The sequence below is a fragment of the Nocardia implantans genome (assembly GCF_035544775.1).
Lineage (GTDB): Bacteria > Actinomycetota > Actinomycetes > Mycobacteriales > Mycobacteriaceae > Nocardia > Nocardia implantans.
Genome location: NZ_JAYKYQ010000015.1, coordinates 85,368 through 99,435, shown reverse-complemented (window position 1 = coordinate 99,435; position 14,068 = coordinate 85,368). Strand labels below are relative to the sequence as shown.

Here is a 14,068-nt window from a genome sequence, read left to right as displayed (position 1 = left end):
GTGGCCGAATTACGCGAGAGCGGCGTCGAGGGTGATGTGGTCGACGCCGGCGAGGGCCTTGCTGACGGGGCAGCCCGCCTTGGCGGCCTCGGCGGCGGCCTGGAAGGCGTCGGCGTCGATCCCGGAGACGCGGCCGCGGACGGTCAGCTCGATGCCGGTGATCCGGAAGCCGCCCGCCGGATCGGGGCCGAGGGTCACGTCGGCGGTGACGTCCAGGCTCTCCGGGGTGCCGCCCGCGTTGCCGATCTGCGCCGAGAGCGCCATCGCGTAGCAGGACGAGTGCGCGGCCGCGATCAGCTCCTCCGGGCTGGTGGTGCCGTCGGCCTCCTCGGCGGAACGCTTGGGGAACGACACGTCGTACTTACCGACCCCTGAACTGGCCAGTTCGACCTGTCCCGAACCCTCCTGCAGGGTGCCGGTCCAGGCAGTACGCGCGGTACGTGTGGGCATCACGGTCCTTTCGCCGATGATCGTTTGACGATTCAGCACGAACCTACCCCGGCCGGCTCGCCCCGGCGCACCGGTTCGCCGATCGGGTTCGCCTCGGCGCACCGCGCACCCACGCCGCGCGATCGGCGCGGTAAAGCGCGGCGCGCCAGACGAATCCGTTGTTCTACTCGGGATTCGTGATCCGAGCCAGCACGATGCCGCCGAGGATCAAAGCAAGGGCCAGCAACCGTCCCGCACCGATCGGGTCCTTGTGGACGACGATGCCGAGCGTGATCGCGCCGAGCGCGCCGATGCCGGTGAACACCGCGTAGGCGGTGCCGACCGGCAACGTCTGCATGGCCCGCGACAGCAGGTACACGGCGGTGACACCGAGAACGAAGCAGATCAGGGTCGGGACGAGCCTGGTGAAATTCTCGGTCGGTTTGATGCTCTGCGACCAGACGATCTCCACCAGTCCGGCGGCGGCGAGGACCACCCAGTTCATGTCAGTACTCCCTGGCCAGGTCACTCGCGGTCGCCAGAGCGCGAGCGTGGGACCTGTCGTGCTCGGCACGCAAGTGTGCCAGTGCCGGGTCCTGGCGCGAGTTGGCGTACTCCGCGTGCACGAAAACGGTGTCGGAAACCGCGAAATGGCCCGCGAAGAAGTCGCGCAAAAAGCGTTCCTGATAGTCATAGGCCGCTTTGGGAGCGCCGGGCGAATAAGCGCCGCCTCGCGCGCTCGTCACGACGAACCGCCGGTGTCCCAGCGACATTCGCGGAAAGGTCACCTGGTCCAGCCATGCCTTGAGCGAGGCCGGGATCGAGTAGTTGTACATCGGGGTGCCGATCAAGATCACGTCCGCCGCGAGCAGCTCGGCCAGCAGCGGCTCGACGACCTCCCACGCGGCGGCCTGTTCGGGAGTGCGCGCCAATTCACCGAGCCGTTCGGGATCCGTGCTCGGCAGCGCGAGCACGGCGTCGCACAGTTGGGTCCACGCCTCTCCGATGAACGGCACCGGCTGCGCGGCGAGGTCACGGTAGAGATAGCGGCCGTCCGGGTGCCGTACGCGCCACGCCTCCGCGAAAGCGGCGCTCAATTCCCGACTGATCGACCGCGGCCGAGCGCTGGCGTCGAGGTGCAACAAGGTGCTCATGATCGAACCTCCGAATAACCGGACGGAATGTCCATTTCTGCGGACGGGACAACCATACGACCGATGTGGACATATTGTCCACTTAACCCGGAATCGGCTACAGTCACGGCATGGAACCGCGATCCGACCTGCTCACCGGTCAAGGGCCGGGCCGGTCGGCGCCTGCGCCGGAACGCGCGGACGCCGCACGCAACCGGGCGAAAGTGCTCGCCGCCGCCGCGGAGTTGTTCGCCACCCGGGATCCGCGCACGGTGACGATGGACGACATCGCGAAGGCCGCGGGCGTCGGCCGCGGCACCCTCTACCGGCGTTATCCGGACACCGCCTCGGTGGCGGTGGCGCTGCTGGACGAACACGAGCGAGCGCTGCAACAGAAACTGCTTTCCGGCCCCCCGCCGCTGGGTCCAGGAGCTCCGGCCGCACAGCGGCTGGCCGCGTTCTACGCCGCGATGGTCGAATTACTCGATACACACGCCCATCTGGTGCTGGGCGCCGAAATCGGCGGAGCCCGCTTCGCGACCGGCGCCTACGGCTTCTGGTACGCGCATGTGCGAGGACTGTTGGCCGCGGCGGGAATTCGTGAACCGGACGCGCTGGTCGACCCGCTGCTCGCACCGCTGGCAGCGGAGGTCTACCGACAGCAACGTGAGCGCGGGCTGACCTCAGGACAGATCACCGATGCGCTGCGCGCCATCGCCGAAGCCGTTCTCGGGCCTCGGGTGAGTCCATGAACGACAAAACCGGCGGTGGACGACATCCACCACCGGTTTTGCCACCCCTCGTGGTTCACACCAGATCGCGTCCGCGCATCAGCCAAATCGTGCCGACCGCGAACAGCGCCAGATAGGCGGCCAGCACCACCAGGGATTCCGTCCGCGAAAGGACCTGCAGCACACCGGGCGTGGCGGGACCGTCCACGGTGCGCATCGCGCCCGCCAGCGACCCGGCCGCCGTGCCGGGCAGATGATCGGTGACCACTTCGATCGGCGCGAAGATCCCGGCGACGCCGCGCAACAGGTTCTCCACCACCAGCACCCAGACCAGGCCGAGCCCCACCGCGAGCGCGGGTCCGCGAGCGATGGCGCCGATCAGCGCCCCCGCCAGCGTCCACATACCGAGAATGGCGACGCCGGTCAGGATGCCGAGCAGCGACCGATCCAACGCGGGCGCGGTGAGTGCCTGCGACTGCGACGCCGCGATCAGCGCGGCGACCGCGAGGTCGGCGGCGAACGCCGCGCACACCAGCGCCACCACCACGGCCGCGAGGCTCACCACCACCGCGGCGACCGCCTGTACTCGCGAAGGCCCCTGGGTGAACGCCGTTTTCCAGGTGCCCCAACCGTATCCGCTGCCCACGGTCAGCGCGCCGAGAATGAGCATCAGCGCACCGCCGAACATGGCCATACCTTGGGTGAACACTTCGGGCACCGCGGCGGGCAGCATCTGTTGCAGCAGCACATCGCGCGGCAAGCCGTTGGACATCCGGCTGGATTCCCCGGAGGTGTAGGCCAGATAGTTGAACAGATAGGCGAACGTGAGGTTCAGCAGAATCCATGTGCCGAGAATGATCCAGAACGCGGGCCACTTGCGCAGCCGCAGCATCTCGGCCTTCGTGCTCGCGATCAGGTCGCGGATCGCCGTGCCGGTCATCGCGCGGTCTCCCATCCAGTCATCTCGAAGAACACTTCCTCCAAGGACTTCTCCTCGACCCGCAGTTCCAGCAGATTCGCCCCCGACGCCATGACCGCGCGCGCCACGGCGGGCGCGGTCACGGTGTCCGACTCGATCCGGATGCCTTTCGCGGTCAGCAACGCCGAGCGCGCACCCGCCAGCCGTCGCACCGCGGGCAGGGCCACCTCCACCGGCTCGGCGCGCAGCAGCAGCGACGAGTTGCCGCGCAGCTGCGCGACGGTCGCCTCGGTGCGCAGCCTGCCCTGCGAGATCACCCCGACCCGGTCGCAGATCGCCTGGACTTCGCTGAGCAGGTGGCTCGACAACAGCACAGTGCGGCCCTCAGCGGCCACAGCGGTGATCAGCTCTCGCATGTCGGCCATCCCCGCTGGATCGAGGCCATTGGTCGGCTCGTCCAGAATGAGCAGGTCGGGGTTGCCCAGCAATGCCGCGCCGACGCCGAGACGCTGTTTCATACCCAGCGAGTAGGTGCGGTACTTGTCCTCGCCGCGGCCGGCCAGCCCGACTCGCTCGAGCGCGTCTTCGACCTCCCTCCGCCCGAGCCCGTGATATTCGGCGAGCACGCGCAGGTTGTCCCGGCCGGAGAGGTAGGGATAGAAGCCGGGACCCTCGATGAGAACGCCGATCCGGCGCACCACGGCGGGGTCGCCGGGCCGATGCCCAGCGATCGTGACCGCGCCCTCGCTCGGGCGGATCAACCCGGCCAGCATGCGCAGGGTGGTGGTCTTGCCCGCGCCGTTCGGGCCGAGGAAGCCGTAGATCTCGCCGGACGCGACGCTCATGTTCACGTCGTCGACGGCGGTGTGCTCCCCGTAGCGTTTGGTCAACCCTCGGGTGACCACGATCGAATCTGCCATGCATCGAGAATCCGCCGCAGGCCCGGCGCGGACATCCGTCGCCGGGCGACTATCGGCATACGTAGCTGGAACGACGGCTCGGCCGGGATGCCGCCGCGACCGTCCGCCGACATCCGAATCGGCGCAATTCACGCGAAATACGTTGCAAGGCGGACGTCGAATCCCAGCCGGGCCGCATAGGCTACGTGGGTGCGGGTGGCAGGGATGACAGATCGGAGTTCGGTCGGCTGGGATTGGGGCGTCGCGCTCGTCGTCGCCGCGGTTCAGTTGGTCGGAGGCACTTTCGCGAACATGCGGCAGACCGGAGTGCACTCCCTGGACGTGCTCGGCTACCTGTTGTTGCTGGCCGGCCCGGTGGCGCTGATCTGGCGGCGCGCGCAACCGCTGCCCGTGCTGATCGTCGTCCTCGCCGTGTGCGTGGCGTTCTTCCTGCGCGGCTACGGGTACGGCCCGATCTTCGTCTCGCTGGTCGTCGCATTCCTGACCGCCGCCAGCAGCGGACCGCGTTGGTGGACCTACCCTCTCGTCCCGCTCGGGTATCTGACGCTGGTCTGGCCGCTGCCCGCACTGCTCGACCGCCCCGCGAACCTGTGGCAGGTGTTCGCGCTGATGGCGTGGCTGGCCGTGCTGCTGCTGGTGGCCGAGGGCATCCGCCAGCGCAAGGCCGTGCTCGTCGCGCGCGGGCAGCGCGCCGAGGCCGCGCGCAGGGACGAGCAAGCGCAGCGCGAGCGGCGGGCCAGCGAAGAGCGTCTCGCCATCGCCCGCGAACTGCACGACGTGCTGGCCCACAGCCTGTCGATGATCAACGTGCAGTCCTCGGTGGCGCTGGAACTGCTCGACAAACGCCCCGAGCAGGCGGAGACAGCGCTCACGGCGATCAAGAACGCCAGTCGCGACGCCCTGGCCGAAGTGCACGCGCTCCTGCACACGATTCGCTCTGGAAGCGAATCCGCGACGCCCGCCGAGCAATCGTCCACAGCCGACGCGAACGCCGAGGAGACCGGTGGCGCGACCGAGGCCGAGCCGCCGCCAGCCCCGCGCGCACCCGCGCCGAGCATCGGCGACTTGGACGAGCTGTTGCAGCGTCCGCGCACCACCGGACTGACGGTCACCACCCGCGTGCTCGGCACTCCGCAGCAGTTGCCCAGCGTCATCGACGTGGCGGCGGCGCGCATCATCCAGGAGTCGCTGACCAACGTGCTGCGGCACGCGCCAGGCGCCGACGCCGCCGTGACCGTGCGCTACACCCCGGACTCGGTCGACATCACCGTCGACAACAGCCGCCCGACCAGTGCCCCGTCGCGCTCCGGCAACGGCGGCGGCAACGGCATCATCGGCATGCGGGAGCGTACCCACGCCCTCGGCGGCGCGCTCACCGCGGGCCCACGGCCCAGCGGCGGATTCCGGGTCGCGGCCCGGCTACCGACGCGTACACCCGAACCCGGCGCGGCCGGAAACCGTTCGGCACCGGGGTCGGCGGCCCCGAGCGGGGCGCCGGACCGGAACAACGCGGTGTCACAAGCGCCGGACCAGAACGCCGAGCCGAGCACACCGCGACGCGCCCTCGCGACAGCACGAAAGACCGAGCAGGGCGACGCGACATCGGACGCGACGAGGAAGAGTTCTCCGGAATCGGAAGCTCCGAGGCAAGGCTCCGCGGAATCGAAATCTGCGAGGCAGGGTGCGGGAACATCGCGCTCGGCGACTACCAGCCCCAGCGAGACCGAATCCGACATGTCGGGCCTGCCCGCCGATACGGCCGAACGACCGAGCACCTCGGCCGGTCACACCCAGCCCTGACGGGATGAGTCGGCCCACGACAGGAGACCCGATGCAGCACCACGACGATTCGGTTCCCTCCGGCGGCATCCGGGTGCTCGTGGCCGACGATCAGGCGTTGGTGCGCGGCGGCTTCGTGGCGCTGCTGGACGCCCAGGACGGCATCGACGTGGTCGGCGAGGCGGACAACGGCGAGCAGGCCGTGCGGATGACCCGCGGCCTGCGTCCCGACGTGGTGCTGATGGACATCCGCATGCCCGTCCTCGACGGCTTGGCCGCCACCCGCATGATCGCCGAGGACCCTTCGTTGACCGAGGTGCGCGTGGTCGTGCTGACCACCTTCGAGCTCGACGAGTACGTCTTCGAGGCGCTGCGCTCCGGCGCGGCCGGCTTCCTGGTCAAACACACCGAACCGGCCGATCTGGTTCGCGCCGTCCGCGTGGTCACCGCCGGCGACGCGCTGCTGTCCCCCGGCGTGACCCGCACGCTGATCGCGGAATTCTCCGCGCGCGCGAAAACGCCGCCGCCGTCCACCCTCGCCGAGCTGACCGACCGCGAACGCGAGGTGATGACGCTGGTCGCCGAGGGACTCACGAATGCCGAGATCGCCGAACGCCTCTACCTGAGCCCCGCGACCGCCCGCACCCATGTCAGCCGGATTCTCACCAAACTGCAGGCCAGGGACCGCACCCAGCTCGTGGTCATGGCTTACGAATCCGGACTGGTCCGCCCCGGCTGGCAGTGAGCCGCCCGGCCGCAGGTGCGCACTGCCAGAAGAACCGAAGCGAACGATCCAGCGCACTGCCCTCCGCATAGAGACTCCAGGTCGGCGACCAGCTGCGAGCAAACCCACGTCGTATTCCGCGGTTCGCGGTCGGACCCCCGCCAGCACGAGTGGTCCACCCATTTCTTCGGCTGCTTCGTCGCGTCACCAGGGCCAGGACCAGCGCACAGTCGTAGCCCAGTGCCGAATATGCCTTCCTCGCGCGGCACGGCCGCACAGTCCCGCACGGTCTTCCCGGACTCCATTTCGGCAGACAGCAATTTTTCAGCGAACAAGATATTTCTCCGAGAGTCACGTCCAGCAAATAACTGGTAAATCACTGCGGGCGGACGTTTCATACTCCGCGGGTACGTCTCCAGGCGTATTCCGAGTGCCGACGCGCGACCGATGCCCCCAGCCCGCCCTCGAGCGCAGTCTTTCGTCATGAATATTTTCACTCGACCCGAAGCGGTGAGTTTTCTGGCCGATCACTACGACGGCGAGTGGCAGCCCTGGCCGTTCTTCTGGATTTTCCCGCTGCTGTTCTGGCTGACCGTCATCGCGGTGCTGCTCCTGGCCCGGAGGCGATTCACCGGGCACGGCAGCGGCATCGGCGCGCTGCGCACCGCGTTCGCCCGCGGGGAGATCACCGAGGACCAGTACCGCAGCAGGCTCGCCGTCCTGAGCGAATCCCGGCGCGGCAGCAAGCGCTGACCGGCCTTCACGATCGGGAGATCCCACTATGAGCATGACCTTCGGCATCGTTCTCACACCGCGTTCGGGAACCGACTGGGCGCGCGCGGCGACCGCGGCCGAGCAGCAGGGCTACCGGACCATTCTGCTGCCGGACACCCGGTTCACCCCTTCCCCGTTCCCGGCCCTCGCCGCGGCGGCCGCCGTGACCACCACGATCCGGCTGCGCCCGAACGTCCTCGCCGCACCGCTGCGCACCCCCGCCGCCACGGTCCGCGAGACGGCGGCCCTGCAACTGCTGTCGGACGGGCGTTTCGAACTCGGGATCGGCTCGGGACGGCCGGACGCCGCCGCCGACGCGCAGTGGCTCGGCGCGTCCTGGGGTTCCCCCGCGCAGCGACGCGCGCACCTGGTCGCCACCATCGCCGCGGTCCGCGCTGAGGTGGACCCCGCCCCGCCGGTCGTGGTCGCCGCCAACGGCCCCAGGATGCTGGCGACCGCGGCCGAAGCCGCCGACCGCATCCTGTTGGCCGCAGGGCCCAGTGCCACCGAGGCGGAGCTGGCCGAGCTGGTCCGCACCGCACGGGCCGCCACCAACCGCGCCCTGCGCTTCACCCACCAGGTGGTGGGCATCGGCGGGCGGCTGCCCATTTGGACCGCGACGAAGCTGGGCCTGACCGCCGACGCCCTCACAGACGCGGGCGCGGCGGGGATGATCCCCGCGGAACCGTCCGCCGCCGCCGAGATCCTCGAGCGCCGCCGGGAGAAGTACGGTATCGACGAGGTGATCGTGCCCGGCGAACTCGCCGCCGACTTCGCACCGATCCTCGCCTACCTCGCCGACCGCTCCTGAGTTCGCCCGACCTCGAGAACACGAAAAAGCCCGTGCCCACGATGGGCACGGGCTTTTCGGTTGCGACTTACTCGCCCGAGGCGGCCTCGGTGGAGCCTTCCGTCGCGCCGGTCAGCACGACTTCGGGCTTCTCCTCGCTCGCGGCCTTGGTCAGCTTCGCCTTACCGGTGAAGGTGAACTTGGCGTCCTCGCCGGAGCCCTCGCCGTCCCAGCCCTCGACGTCGACCTCGATGGTCTGGCCGGGGCCGATCTCGCCGAAGAGGATCTTCTCCGACAGCTGGTCCTCGATCTCGCGCTGGATGGTGCGGCGCAGCGGCCTCGCGCCGAGCACGGGGTCGAAGCCACGCTTGGCCAGCAGGTTCTTGGCGTTCGGAGTGAGCTCGATCGCCATGTCCTTGTTCTTCAGCTGCGTGGCGACGCGGCCGATCATCAGGTCCACCATCTCGACGATCTGCTCGTTGGTGAGCTGGTGGAAGACGATCACGTCATCGATGCGGTTGAGGAACTCCGGCCGGAAGTGCTTCTTCAGCTCGTCGTTGACCTTGAGCTTCATCCGCTCGTAGTTCGAGCCCTCGTTGTTGGACTGCGAGAAGCCAAGACCCACGGCCTTCGAGATGTCCGAGGTGCCGAGGTTCGAGGTGAAGATCAGCACCGTGTTCTTGAAGTCCACGGTCCGGCCCTGGCCGTCGGTCAGGCGACCGTCCTCCAGGACCTGCAACAGGGTGTTGTAGATCTCCTGGTGGGCCTTCTCGATCTCGTCGAACAGCACGACCGAGAAGGGCTTGCGGCGCACCTTCTCGGTGAGCTGGCCGCCCTCTTCGTAGCCGACGTAGCCCGGAGGGGCGCCGAACAGCCGCGAAGCGGTGAAGCGGTCGTGGAACTCGCCCATGTCGATCTGGATGAGCGCGTCGTCGTCGCCGAACAGGAAGTTCGCCAGCGCCTTGGACAGCTCGGTCTTACCGACGCCGGACGGGCCGGCGAAGATGAACGAGCCGGACGGACGCTTCGGGTCCTTCAGGCCGGCACGGGTGCGGCGGATGGCCTTGGAGACCGCCTTGACAGCGTCCTCCTGGCCGATGATCCGCTTGTGCAGCTCGTCCTCCATGCGGAGCAGACGGGTGGTCTCCTCCTCGGTGAGCTTGAACACCGGGATACCGGTCCAGTTCGCCAGCACCTCGGCGATCTGCTCGTCGTCGACCTCGGCCACGACGTCCAGGTCACCGGAACGCCACTGCTTCTCCCGCTCGGCCCGCTTGGCGACGAGCTGCTTCTCCTTGTCGCGCAGCCGCGCGGCCTTCTCGAAGTCCTGCGCGTCGATCGCGGACTCCTTCTCCCGGCGGGCCTCGGCGATCTTGTCGTCGAACTCGCGCAGGTCCGGCGGAGCGGTCATGCGACGGATGCGCATCCGCGCGCCCGCCTCGTCGATCAGGTCGATCGCCTTGTCCGGCAGGAACCGGTCGTTGATGTAGCGGTCGGCCAGGGTGGCCGCGGCCACCAGCGCGCCGTCGGTGATGGAGACCCGGTGGTGCGCCTCGTAGCGGTCGCGCAGACCCTTGAGGATGTTGATGGTGTGCTCGACAGTCGGCTCGCCCACCTGCACCGGCTGGAACCGGCGTTCCAAGGCGGCGTCCTTCTCGATGTACTTGCGGTACTCGTCGAGGGTGGTCGCGCCGATGGTCTGCAGCTCGCCGCGGGCCAGCTTCGGCTTCAGGATCGAGGCCGCGTCGATGGCGCCCTCGGCCGCGCCCGCACCGACCAGCGTGTGCAGCTCGTCGATGAACAGGATGATGTCACCGCGGGTGTTGATCTCCTTGAGCACCTTCTTCAGGCGCTCTTCGAAGTCACCGCGGTAGCGGCTGCCTGCGACCAGGGAGCCCAGATCGAGGGTGTAGAGCTGCTTGTCCTTCAGCGTCTCGGGGACCTCGCCGTTGACGATGGCCTGCGCGAGCCCCTCGACGACGGCGGTCTTGCCGACGCCGGGCTCGCCGATCAGCACCGGGTTGTTCTTGGTGCGGCGGCTGAGCACCTGCATGACCCGCTCGATCTCCTTCGAGCGGCCGATGACCGGATCGAGCTTGCCCTCGAGCGCGGCCTGGGTCAGGTTGCGACCGAACTGGTCGAGCACGAGCGAGGTGGACGGGGTGCCCGCCTCGCCGCGCGAGCCGGATTCGACCGGCTCCTTGCCCTGGTACCCGGACAGCAACTGGATGACCTGCTGGCGCACACGGTTGAGATCGGCGCCCAGCTTCACCAGCACCTGCGCCGCCACGCCCTCGCCCTCACGAATGAGGCCGAGCAGGATGTGCTCGGTACCGATGTAGTTGTGACCCAGCTGCAGCGCTTCGCGAAGGCTCAGCTCCAGCACCTTCTTGGCGCGCGGGGTGAACGGGATGTGACCGGACGGGGCCTGCTGGCCCTGGCCGATGATCTCCTCCACCTGGCTGCGCACGCCTTCCAGCGAAATGCCGAGCGACTCCAGCGACTTGGCCGCGACGCCCTCACCCTCGTGAATCAGCCCCAGCAGGATGTGCTCGGTGCCGATGTAGTTGTGGTTGAGCATCCGGGCCTCTTCCTGGGCCAGGACAACGACACGCCTCGCGCGGTCGGTGAACCTCTCGAACATCGCTCCCTCACTCTCCTGCTCCGACATTCTGGCAACAGACGCCGCAGTGTGCTGTGTACAACAACCGTGGGCGTCAGCCTGCCATGAAGCCCGGGGGTTGCGGCCCCCGCCTCCACTCTAGTTGGCGGGGGATGCCACCGCCGCCGGTCCACCCTATTGCCGACCGGCGACAGCACGGTCATTCACTCATAACGTGGGCGTCGCGGGATTCGTTTCCGGCCGGGTTTTGCCCTCAGCGAACAAACCGTCCGCCGACCGGATCAGCGCCGCACACGTACGACCTCGGCCGCCTACCCCGTGTACGGGTCGACGAAACCGCAGGGCACCGGGCGTTGATGAGCGGGATCGAGCGCGTTGAGCACGTAGGTCGCGGCCCTCTTGCTGCCCGCTATGCCCGTATGCCCAGAGTAGTCCGTCGCGCAGCCGTCCTGAACCACGATGTTGGTCACATGGGGGCCGGTCACCAAGCCGGAGGTGTACGGAACCACCAGCTCGTCCAGCACCGTCGCGATATTGGTGTAGGTCACGTCGGGGTGGTAGACGCCGTCCGCGTTGAGCGCGCGCACGAATTCCGACCCTTGCAGCACCTGACGGCAGGCGTTGCACGGCGATCCGGCCACGGCGTCGAACAGCGGGCCGAGGCCGAGGCGCGTGCCGAACGCGTTCAGGTCGGCCATCCCGTAGGCGTTCGAGCCCTGCCACGGCGGGGCCAGGCCGACCATCTTGTCCACCTTGCCCGCGCCCGCGAGCCGTTTGACGAAGTAGTTGCCGATGAAGTTGCCCTGGGAGTGGCTGATCAGATCGACCTTCCGCGCGCCGGTCGCGGCGCGCACCCGCTCCACGAAACCGGCCAGCTGAGCCGCGCTCTGCTCGATCGGGAGCATGCCGCCGATGGCCGACGCGGGCCACGGCAGGTTGTAGGCGCCGAACGTGGCCGCGTACACGCAGTAGCCCTCGTTGGCCAGCAACGGCGCGTACACGCCCCAATTCGTCTGTGCGCCACCACCGGTGCCGTGCACGAGAACCACCGGGTTCGGATGCTCGGAGCTGGGCCGGCAGGACCAGTCGTTGGTGCCGGGCAGTGAGCCGCCCGGATTGGCGAGTTCGGCGGGAATGCCCGCGAAGAAGTTGAACTCGACCGGATATCGATCCTGCGCGTGCGCCGCACCCGCGGCGGCGCACACCATGGCGAGCAGAACGATGAACAACGAAAAGCCTGGGACACGCCGCACGATAGCCTCCCGGTCCGGTCTCGTCTTCCGGGAAGCTACCGCACGGAGTGGACCGGACGGCGCAGATTCCGGCGGGTCGTTGCGGAAACTAGCTCTGACCGAGGGCCGACGCGCCGGAGGGGTGCGACGCCACGTTCACCTGGCCTGTCCCGGCCGCGACGGAGGCCTTCCCCTGCTGGACGCCGGCGACGAACAGGGCGCCGCACAGCGCCAGGAAGGCCAGCGTGTGGCAGACGCCGCGCACGATGTTCCAACGCACCCAGGCGGATTCGAAATCGGCGCGCACGGCGGCCGGGTCGGTGAGCGACGCCGGGTCGCCCGCGGCGGCCAGCTGGTCGTTGAGCGGGACGTTCAGCCCGGAGGTCACGGCGAAGGCGATCACGTTGAGGACGAGCGCGACGCCGATCCAGATCAGCGTGCTCCGCTGCTCGCGGCCCAGATGCAGCGCCGCGGCCAGGACGGTGAACCCGACCGTGCCGAGGAAGCCGATCATGAACCAGGGATTGATGATCACGACGTTGATCTTCTGCATCACGTCGACCATCGCGCGATCGCCGGTGCGGGCCAGCGCGGGCATCACCGAGTTGGCGTACGCGTAGAAAAGGCCTGCGATCAGGCCCGTCGCCAGTGTGGCGAGCACCAGCGCGGCGAGACGTGTGGCGGTCATGACTTCCTCCTGCTCGGAAACCCGCCGGAGTCGTTCCGGCTGCATGCTCCGAGTCAAGCCGTCGTCGCGCCGACTCTCCATGGTCGAGAAGCTCGACCGGATGAGCGAGCGTCTACGGTGGAGGTCTCACAGGTCCCGATCGGAAATGAGCCCACTCTGCATGGCCAGTCCAGCCAGCCGCACCCGCTTCTGGTTCTGCGGCAGATCCTCGACCCCGAACTTGGCGAACAACGCGCGCAGGTGGGTCTTGATCGCGTCCACGCTGAGGAACAGCTCCTCGGCGATCTGCTGATTGGAGGCCGGCGTGGCGAAACCGGCGCCGTGCTTGTACGGGCGGCAGAGCGCGATCAGGACCGAGCGCTGCGTTTCGGTGAGCGACCGCGCGGTGGGTATCGAGCCGGTGGACGTGCGGGTGATGTCGTCGGAGACGCCGCCGAAGTCGTGAAACGACACCCGCGAGGTACCGACCCGGATGACGTCGCCCGCCATCAGCCTGCGGCGTCCGACCAGCCGGTCCCCGTTGACGAACGTGCCGTTGCGGGAGAGGCCGTCGTCCACGATGGTCCAGTGCGCGCCCAGGTATTCGACCGCGGCGTGCAGCCGGGAGACCTCGGCGTCCCAGCTCAGGGCGAGATCGGCATGCGGGGAGCGGCCGATGGTGACGCGGCCGCGGTCGGGCGTGAGCGTGAACTCCTGCTGCCGGCCTGCGTCATCGGTGAACCGCAAAAATGATCCGACGAATCCTGTCACTGCGCCGATACCTCGCCTCTCCATACCGCCAGTGACCGTCGCACGTTTCCATGGTGCCGCGTCGGGGTACCGCGAGCAAGATCGATTCCTCCGCCGTGACGGGCCACCGTGCCATCCGGTCTCGCTGCTATATCGAAGCCCTATCACAAACAAGACCGCCGCCCCGACGTCGCACGATTCGCCGGGACGGCGGCCGGGAAAAAGAACTATCCCTTCGCGGCCTTGTTGTACGCGTCGGTGATGTCGGCGGAGATGCGGCCACGCGCGGACACCTTGTGTCCATTACGACGCGCCCACTCACGAATTGCGGCGCTTTGTTCCCGATCGATCGAGACCCGGCTCTTCGGAGTGCCCGTGGCGGCCGCGGCGGCCTTGACCCGGCGCCGGCCGCTGACCCGGCGCGCATTCGAAACCCACTCCTCCAAACCGTCGCGCAGCTTCGCCGCATTTGCCGACGACAGGTCGATCTCGTACGACACACCGTCGATCGCAAACTCGATGGTCTCGTCTGCGATGGACTCACCGTCGACATCGTCGATCAGGCTAACGGTGACCTTCTTTGCCATGAGATGAACG

The 14,068-nt window shown here is 68.4% G+C and carries 15 protein-coding genes; 5 read left to right on the top strand and 10 right to left on the bottom strand.

Annotated features, from left to right (window positions below; genetic code table 11):
* Positions 1-9 precede the first annotated feature (9 nt).
* From U3653_RS28835 to U3653_RS28825, 3 genes are all read right to left on the bottom strand, one after another.
* On the bottom strand, positions 10-450 hold the full coding sequence (locus tag U3653_RS28835) for an OsmC family peroxiredoxin (RefSeq protein WP_067794871.1): 441 nt from the start codon (positions 448-450) through the stop codon (positions 10-12).
* 163 nt (positions 451-613) lie between these two features.
* Complete coding sequence (locus U3653_RS28830) at positions 614-934, bottom strand: DMT family transporter (RefSeq protein WP_195078029.1); 321 nt, start codon at positions 932-934, stop codon at positions 614-616.
* Position 935: 1 nt separating this feature from the next.
* A complete protein-coding gene (locus tag U3653_RS28825; RefSeq protein WP_195078028.1) occupies positions 936-1,583 on the bottom strand; it encodes an FMN-dependent NADH-azoreductase in 648 nt (215 codons plus the stop codon).
* 110 nt (positions 1,584-1,693) lie between these two features.
* On the opposite strand from U3653_RS28825, the gene U3653_RS28820 reads away from it, so the two are divergent.
* A complete protein-coding gene (locus U3653_RS28820) occupies positions 1,694-2,314 on the top strand; it encodes a TetR/AcrR family transcriptional regulator (RefSeq protein WP_195078027.1) in 621 nt (206 codons plus the stop codon).
* Positions 2,315-2,369: 55 nt separating this feature from the next.
* On the opposite strand, the gene U3653_RS28815 is transcribed toward U3653_RS28820, so the two are convergent.
* The gene (locus tag U3653_RS28815) at positions 2,370-3,233 is read right to left on the bottom strand and encodes an ABC transporter permease subunit (RefSeq protein ID WP_195078026.1); all 864 of its coding nucleotides are present in this window, start codon (positions 3,231-3,233) and stop codon (positions 2,370-2,372) included.
* Positions 3,230-4,132: an ABC transporter ATP-binding protein gene (locus U3653_RS28810; RefSeq protein ID WP_195078025.1), complete on the bottom strand. Its 903-nt coding sequence runs from the start codon at positions 4,130-4,132 to the stop codon at positions 3,230-3,232. Before U3653_RS28810 ends, U3653_RS28815 begins: the two co-directional genes overlap by 4 nt.
* Before the next feature lie 204 nt (positions 4,133-4,336).
* Here U3653_RS28810 and U3653_RS28805 point away from each other — a divergent pair, with 204 nt between their 5' ends.
* From U3653_RS28805 to U3653_RS28790, 4 genes are all read left to right on the top strand, one after another.
* Positions 4,337-5,932, top strand: coding sequence for a histidine kinase (locus tag U3653_RS28805; protein WP_195078024.1), 1,596 nt, complete (start codon positions 4,337-4,339; stop codon positions 5,930-5,932).
* Positions 5,933-5,963: 31 nt separating this feature from the next.
* On the top strand, positions 5,964-6,656 hold the full coding sequence (locus U3653_RS28800; RefSeq protein ID WP_195078023.1) for a response regulator: 693 nt from the start codon (positions 5,964-5,966) through the stop codon (positions 6,654-6,656).
* Between the two features lie 462 nt (positions 6,657-7,118).
* On the top strand, positions 7,119-7,388 hold the full coding sequence (locus U3653_RS28795; RefSeq protein ID WP_323124579.1) for an SHOCT domain-containing protein: 270 nt from the start codon (positions 7,119-7,121) through the stop codon (positions 7,386-7,388).
* A gap of 28 nt (positions 7,389-7,416) precedes the next feature.
* Positions 7,417-8,220, top strand: coding sequence for an LLM class flavin-dependent oxidoreductase (locus U3653_RS28790; protein ID WP_323124578.1), 804 nt, complete (start codon positions 7,417-7,419; stop codon positions 8,218-8,220).
* A gap of 67 nt (positions 8,221-8,287) precedes the next feature.
* Here U3653_RS28790 and U3653_RS28785 read toward each other — a convergent pair whose 3' ends face one another.
* The 5 genes from U3653_RS28785 to U3653_RS28765 all read right to left on the bottom strand — a co-directional run bounded on the left by U3653_RS28785 (position 8,288) and on the right by U3653_RS28765 (position 14,058).
* Positions 8,288-10,843: an ATP-dependent Clp protease ATP-binding subunit gene (locus U3653_RS28785; protein ID WP_067794648.1), complete on the bottom strand. Its 2,556-nt coding sequence runs from the start codon at positions 10,841-10,843 to the stop codon at positions 8,288-8,290.
* A gap of 290 nt (positions 10,844-11,133) precedes the next feature.
* On the bottom strand, positions 11,134-12,075 hold the full coding sequence (locus U3653_RS28780; protein ID WP_435406595.1) for an esterase/lipase family protein: 942 nt from the start codon (positions 12,073-12,075) through the stop codon (positions 11,134-11,136).
* Positions 12,076-12,163: 88 nt separating this feature from the next.
* The gene (locus tag U3653_RS28775) at positions 12,164-12,742 is read right to left on the bottom strand and encodes an anthrone oxygenase family protein (RefSeq protein ID WP_195078022.1); all 579 of its coding nucleotides are present in this window, start codon (positions 12,740-12,742) and stop codon (positions 12,164-12,166) included.
* 126 nt (positions 12,743-12,868) lie between these two features.
* On the bottom strand, positions 12,869-13,516 hold the full coding sequence (locus tag U3653_RS28770; protein ID WP_195044519.1) for an FHA domain-containing protein: 648 nt from the start codon (positions 13,514-13,516) through the stop codon (positions 12,869-12,871).
* A gap of 182 nt (positions 13,517-13,698) precedes the next feature.
* The gene (locus U3653_RS28765; protein WP_039794672.1) at positions 13,699-14,058 is read right to left on the bottom strand and encodes a histone-like nucleoid-structuring protein Lsr2; all 360 of its coding nucleotides are present in this window, start codon (positions 14,056-14,058) and stop codon (positions 13,699-13,701) included.
* Positions 14,059-14,068: the final 10 nt, after the last annotated feature.

Excerpts from the sequence above, each read along its gene's own strand:
- U3653_RS28810 (WP_195078025.1), bottom strand. The coding sequence starts at position 4,132 with ATGGCAGATTCGATCGTGGTCACCCGAGGGTTGACCAAACGCTACGGG.
- U3653_RS28830 (WP_195078029.1), bottom strand. The coding sequence starts at position 934 with ATGAACTGGGTGGTCCTCGCCGCCGCCGGACTGGTGGAGATCGTCTGG.
- U3653_RS28775 (WP_195078022.1), bottom strand. The coding sequence starts at position 12,742 with ATGACCGCCACACGTCTCGCCGCGCTGGTGCTCGCCACACTGGCGACG.
- U3653_RS28795 (WP_323124579.1), top strand. The coding sequence starts at position 7,119 with ATGAATATTTTCACTCGACCCGAAGCGGTGAGTTTTCTGGCCGATCAC.
- U3653_RS28800 (WP_195078023.1), top strand. The coding sequence starts at position 5,964 with ATGCAGCACCACGACGATTCGGTTCCCTCCGGCGGCATCCGGGTGCTC.
- U3653_RS28835 (WP_067794871.1), bottom strand. The coding sequence starts at position 450 with ATGCCCACACGTACCGCGCGTACTGCCTGGACCGGCACCCTGCAGGAG.
- U3653_RS28790 (WP_323124578.1), top strand. The coding sequence starts at position 7,417 with ATGAGCATGACCTTCGGCATCGTTCTCACACCGCGTTCGGGAACCGAC.
- U3653_RS28820 (WP_195078027.1), top strand. The coding sequence starts at position 1,694 with ATGGAACCGCGATCCGACCTGCTCACCGGTCAAGGGCCGGGCCGGTCG.
- U3653_RS28805 (WP_195078024.1), top strand. The coding sequence starts at position 4,337 with ATGACAGATCGGAGTTCGGTCGGCTGGGATTGGGGCGTCGCGCTCGTC.
- U3653_RS28765 (WP_039794672.1), bottom strand. The coding sequence starts at position 14,058 with ATGGCAAAGAAGGTCACCGTTAGCCTGATCGACGATGTCGACGGTGAG.
- U3653_RS28815 (WP_195078026.1), bottom strand. The coding sequence starts at position 3,233 with ATGACCGGCACGGCGATCCGCGACCTGATCGCGAGCACGAAGGCCGAG.
- U3653_RS28770 (WP_195044519.1), bottom strand. The coding sequence starts at position 13,516 with ATGGAGAGGCGAGGTATCGGCGCAGTGACAGGATTCGTCGGATCATTT.
- U3653_RS28785 (WP_067794648.1), bottom strand. The coding sequence starts at position 10,843 with ATGTTCGAGAGGTTCACCGACCGCGCGAGGCGTGTCGTTGTCCTGGCC.
- U3653_RS28825 (WP_195078028.1), bottom strand. The coding sequence starts at position 1,583 with ATGAGCACCTTGTTGCACCTCGACGCCAGCGCTCGGCCGCGGTCGATC.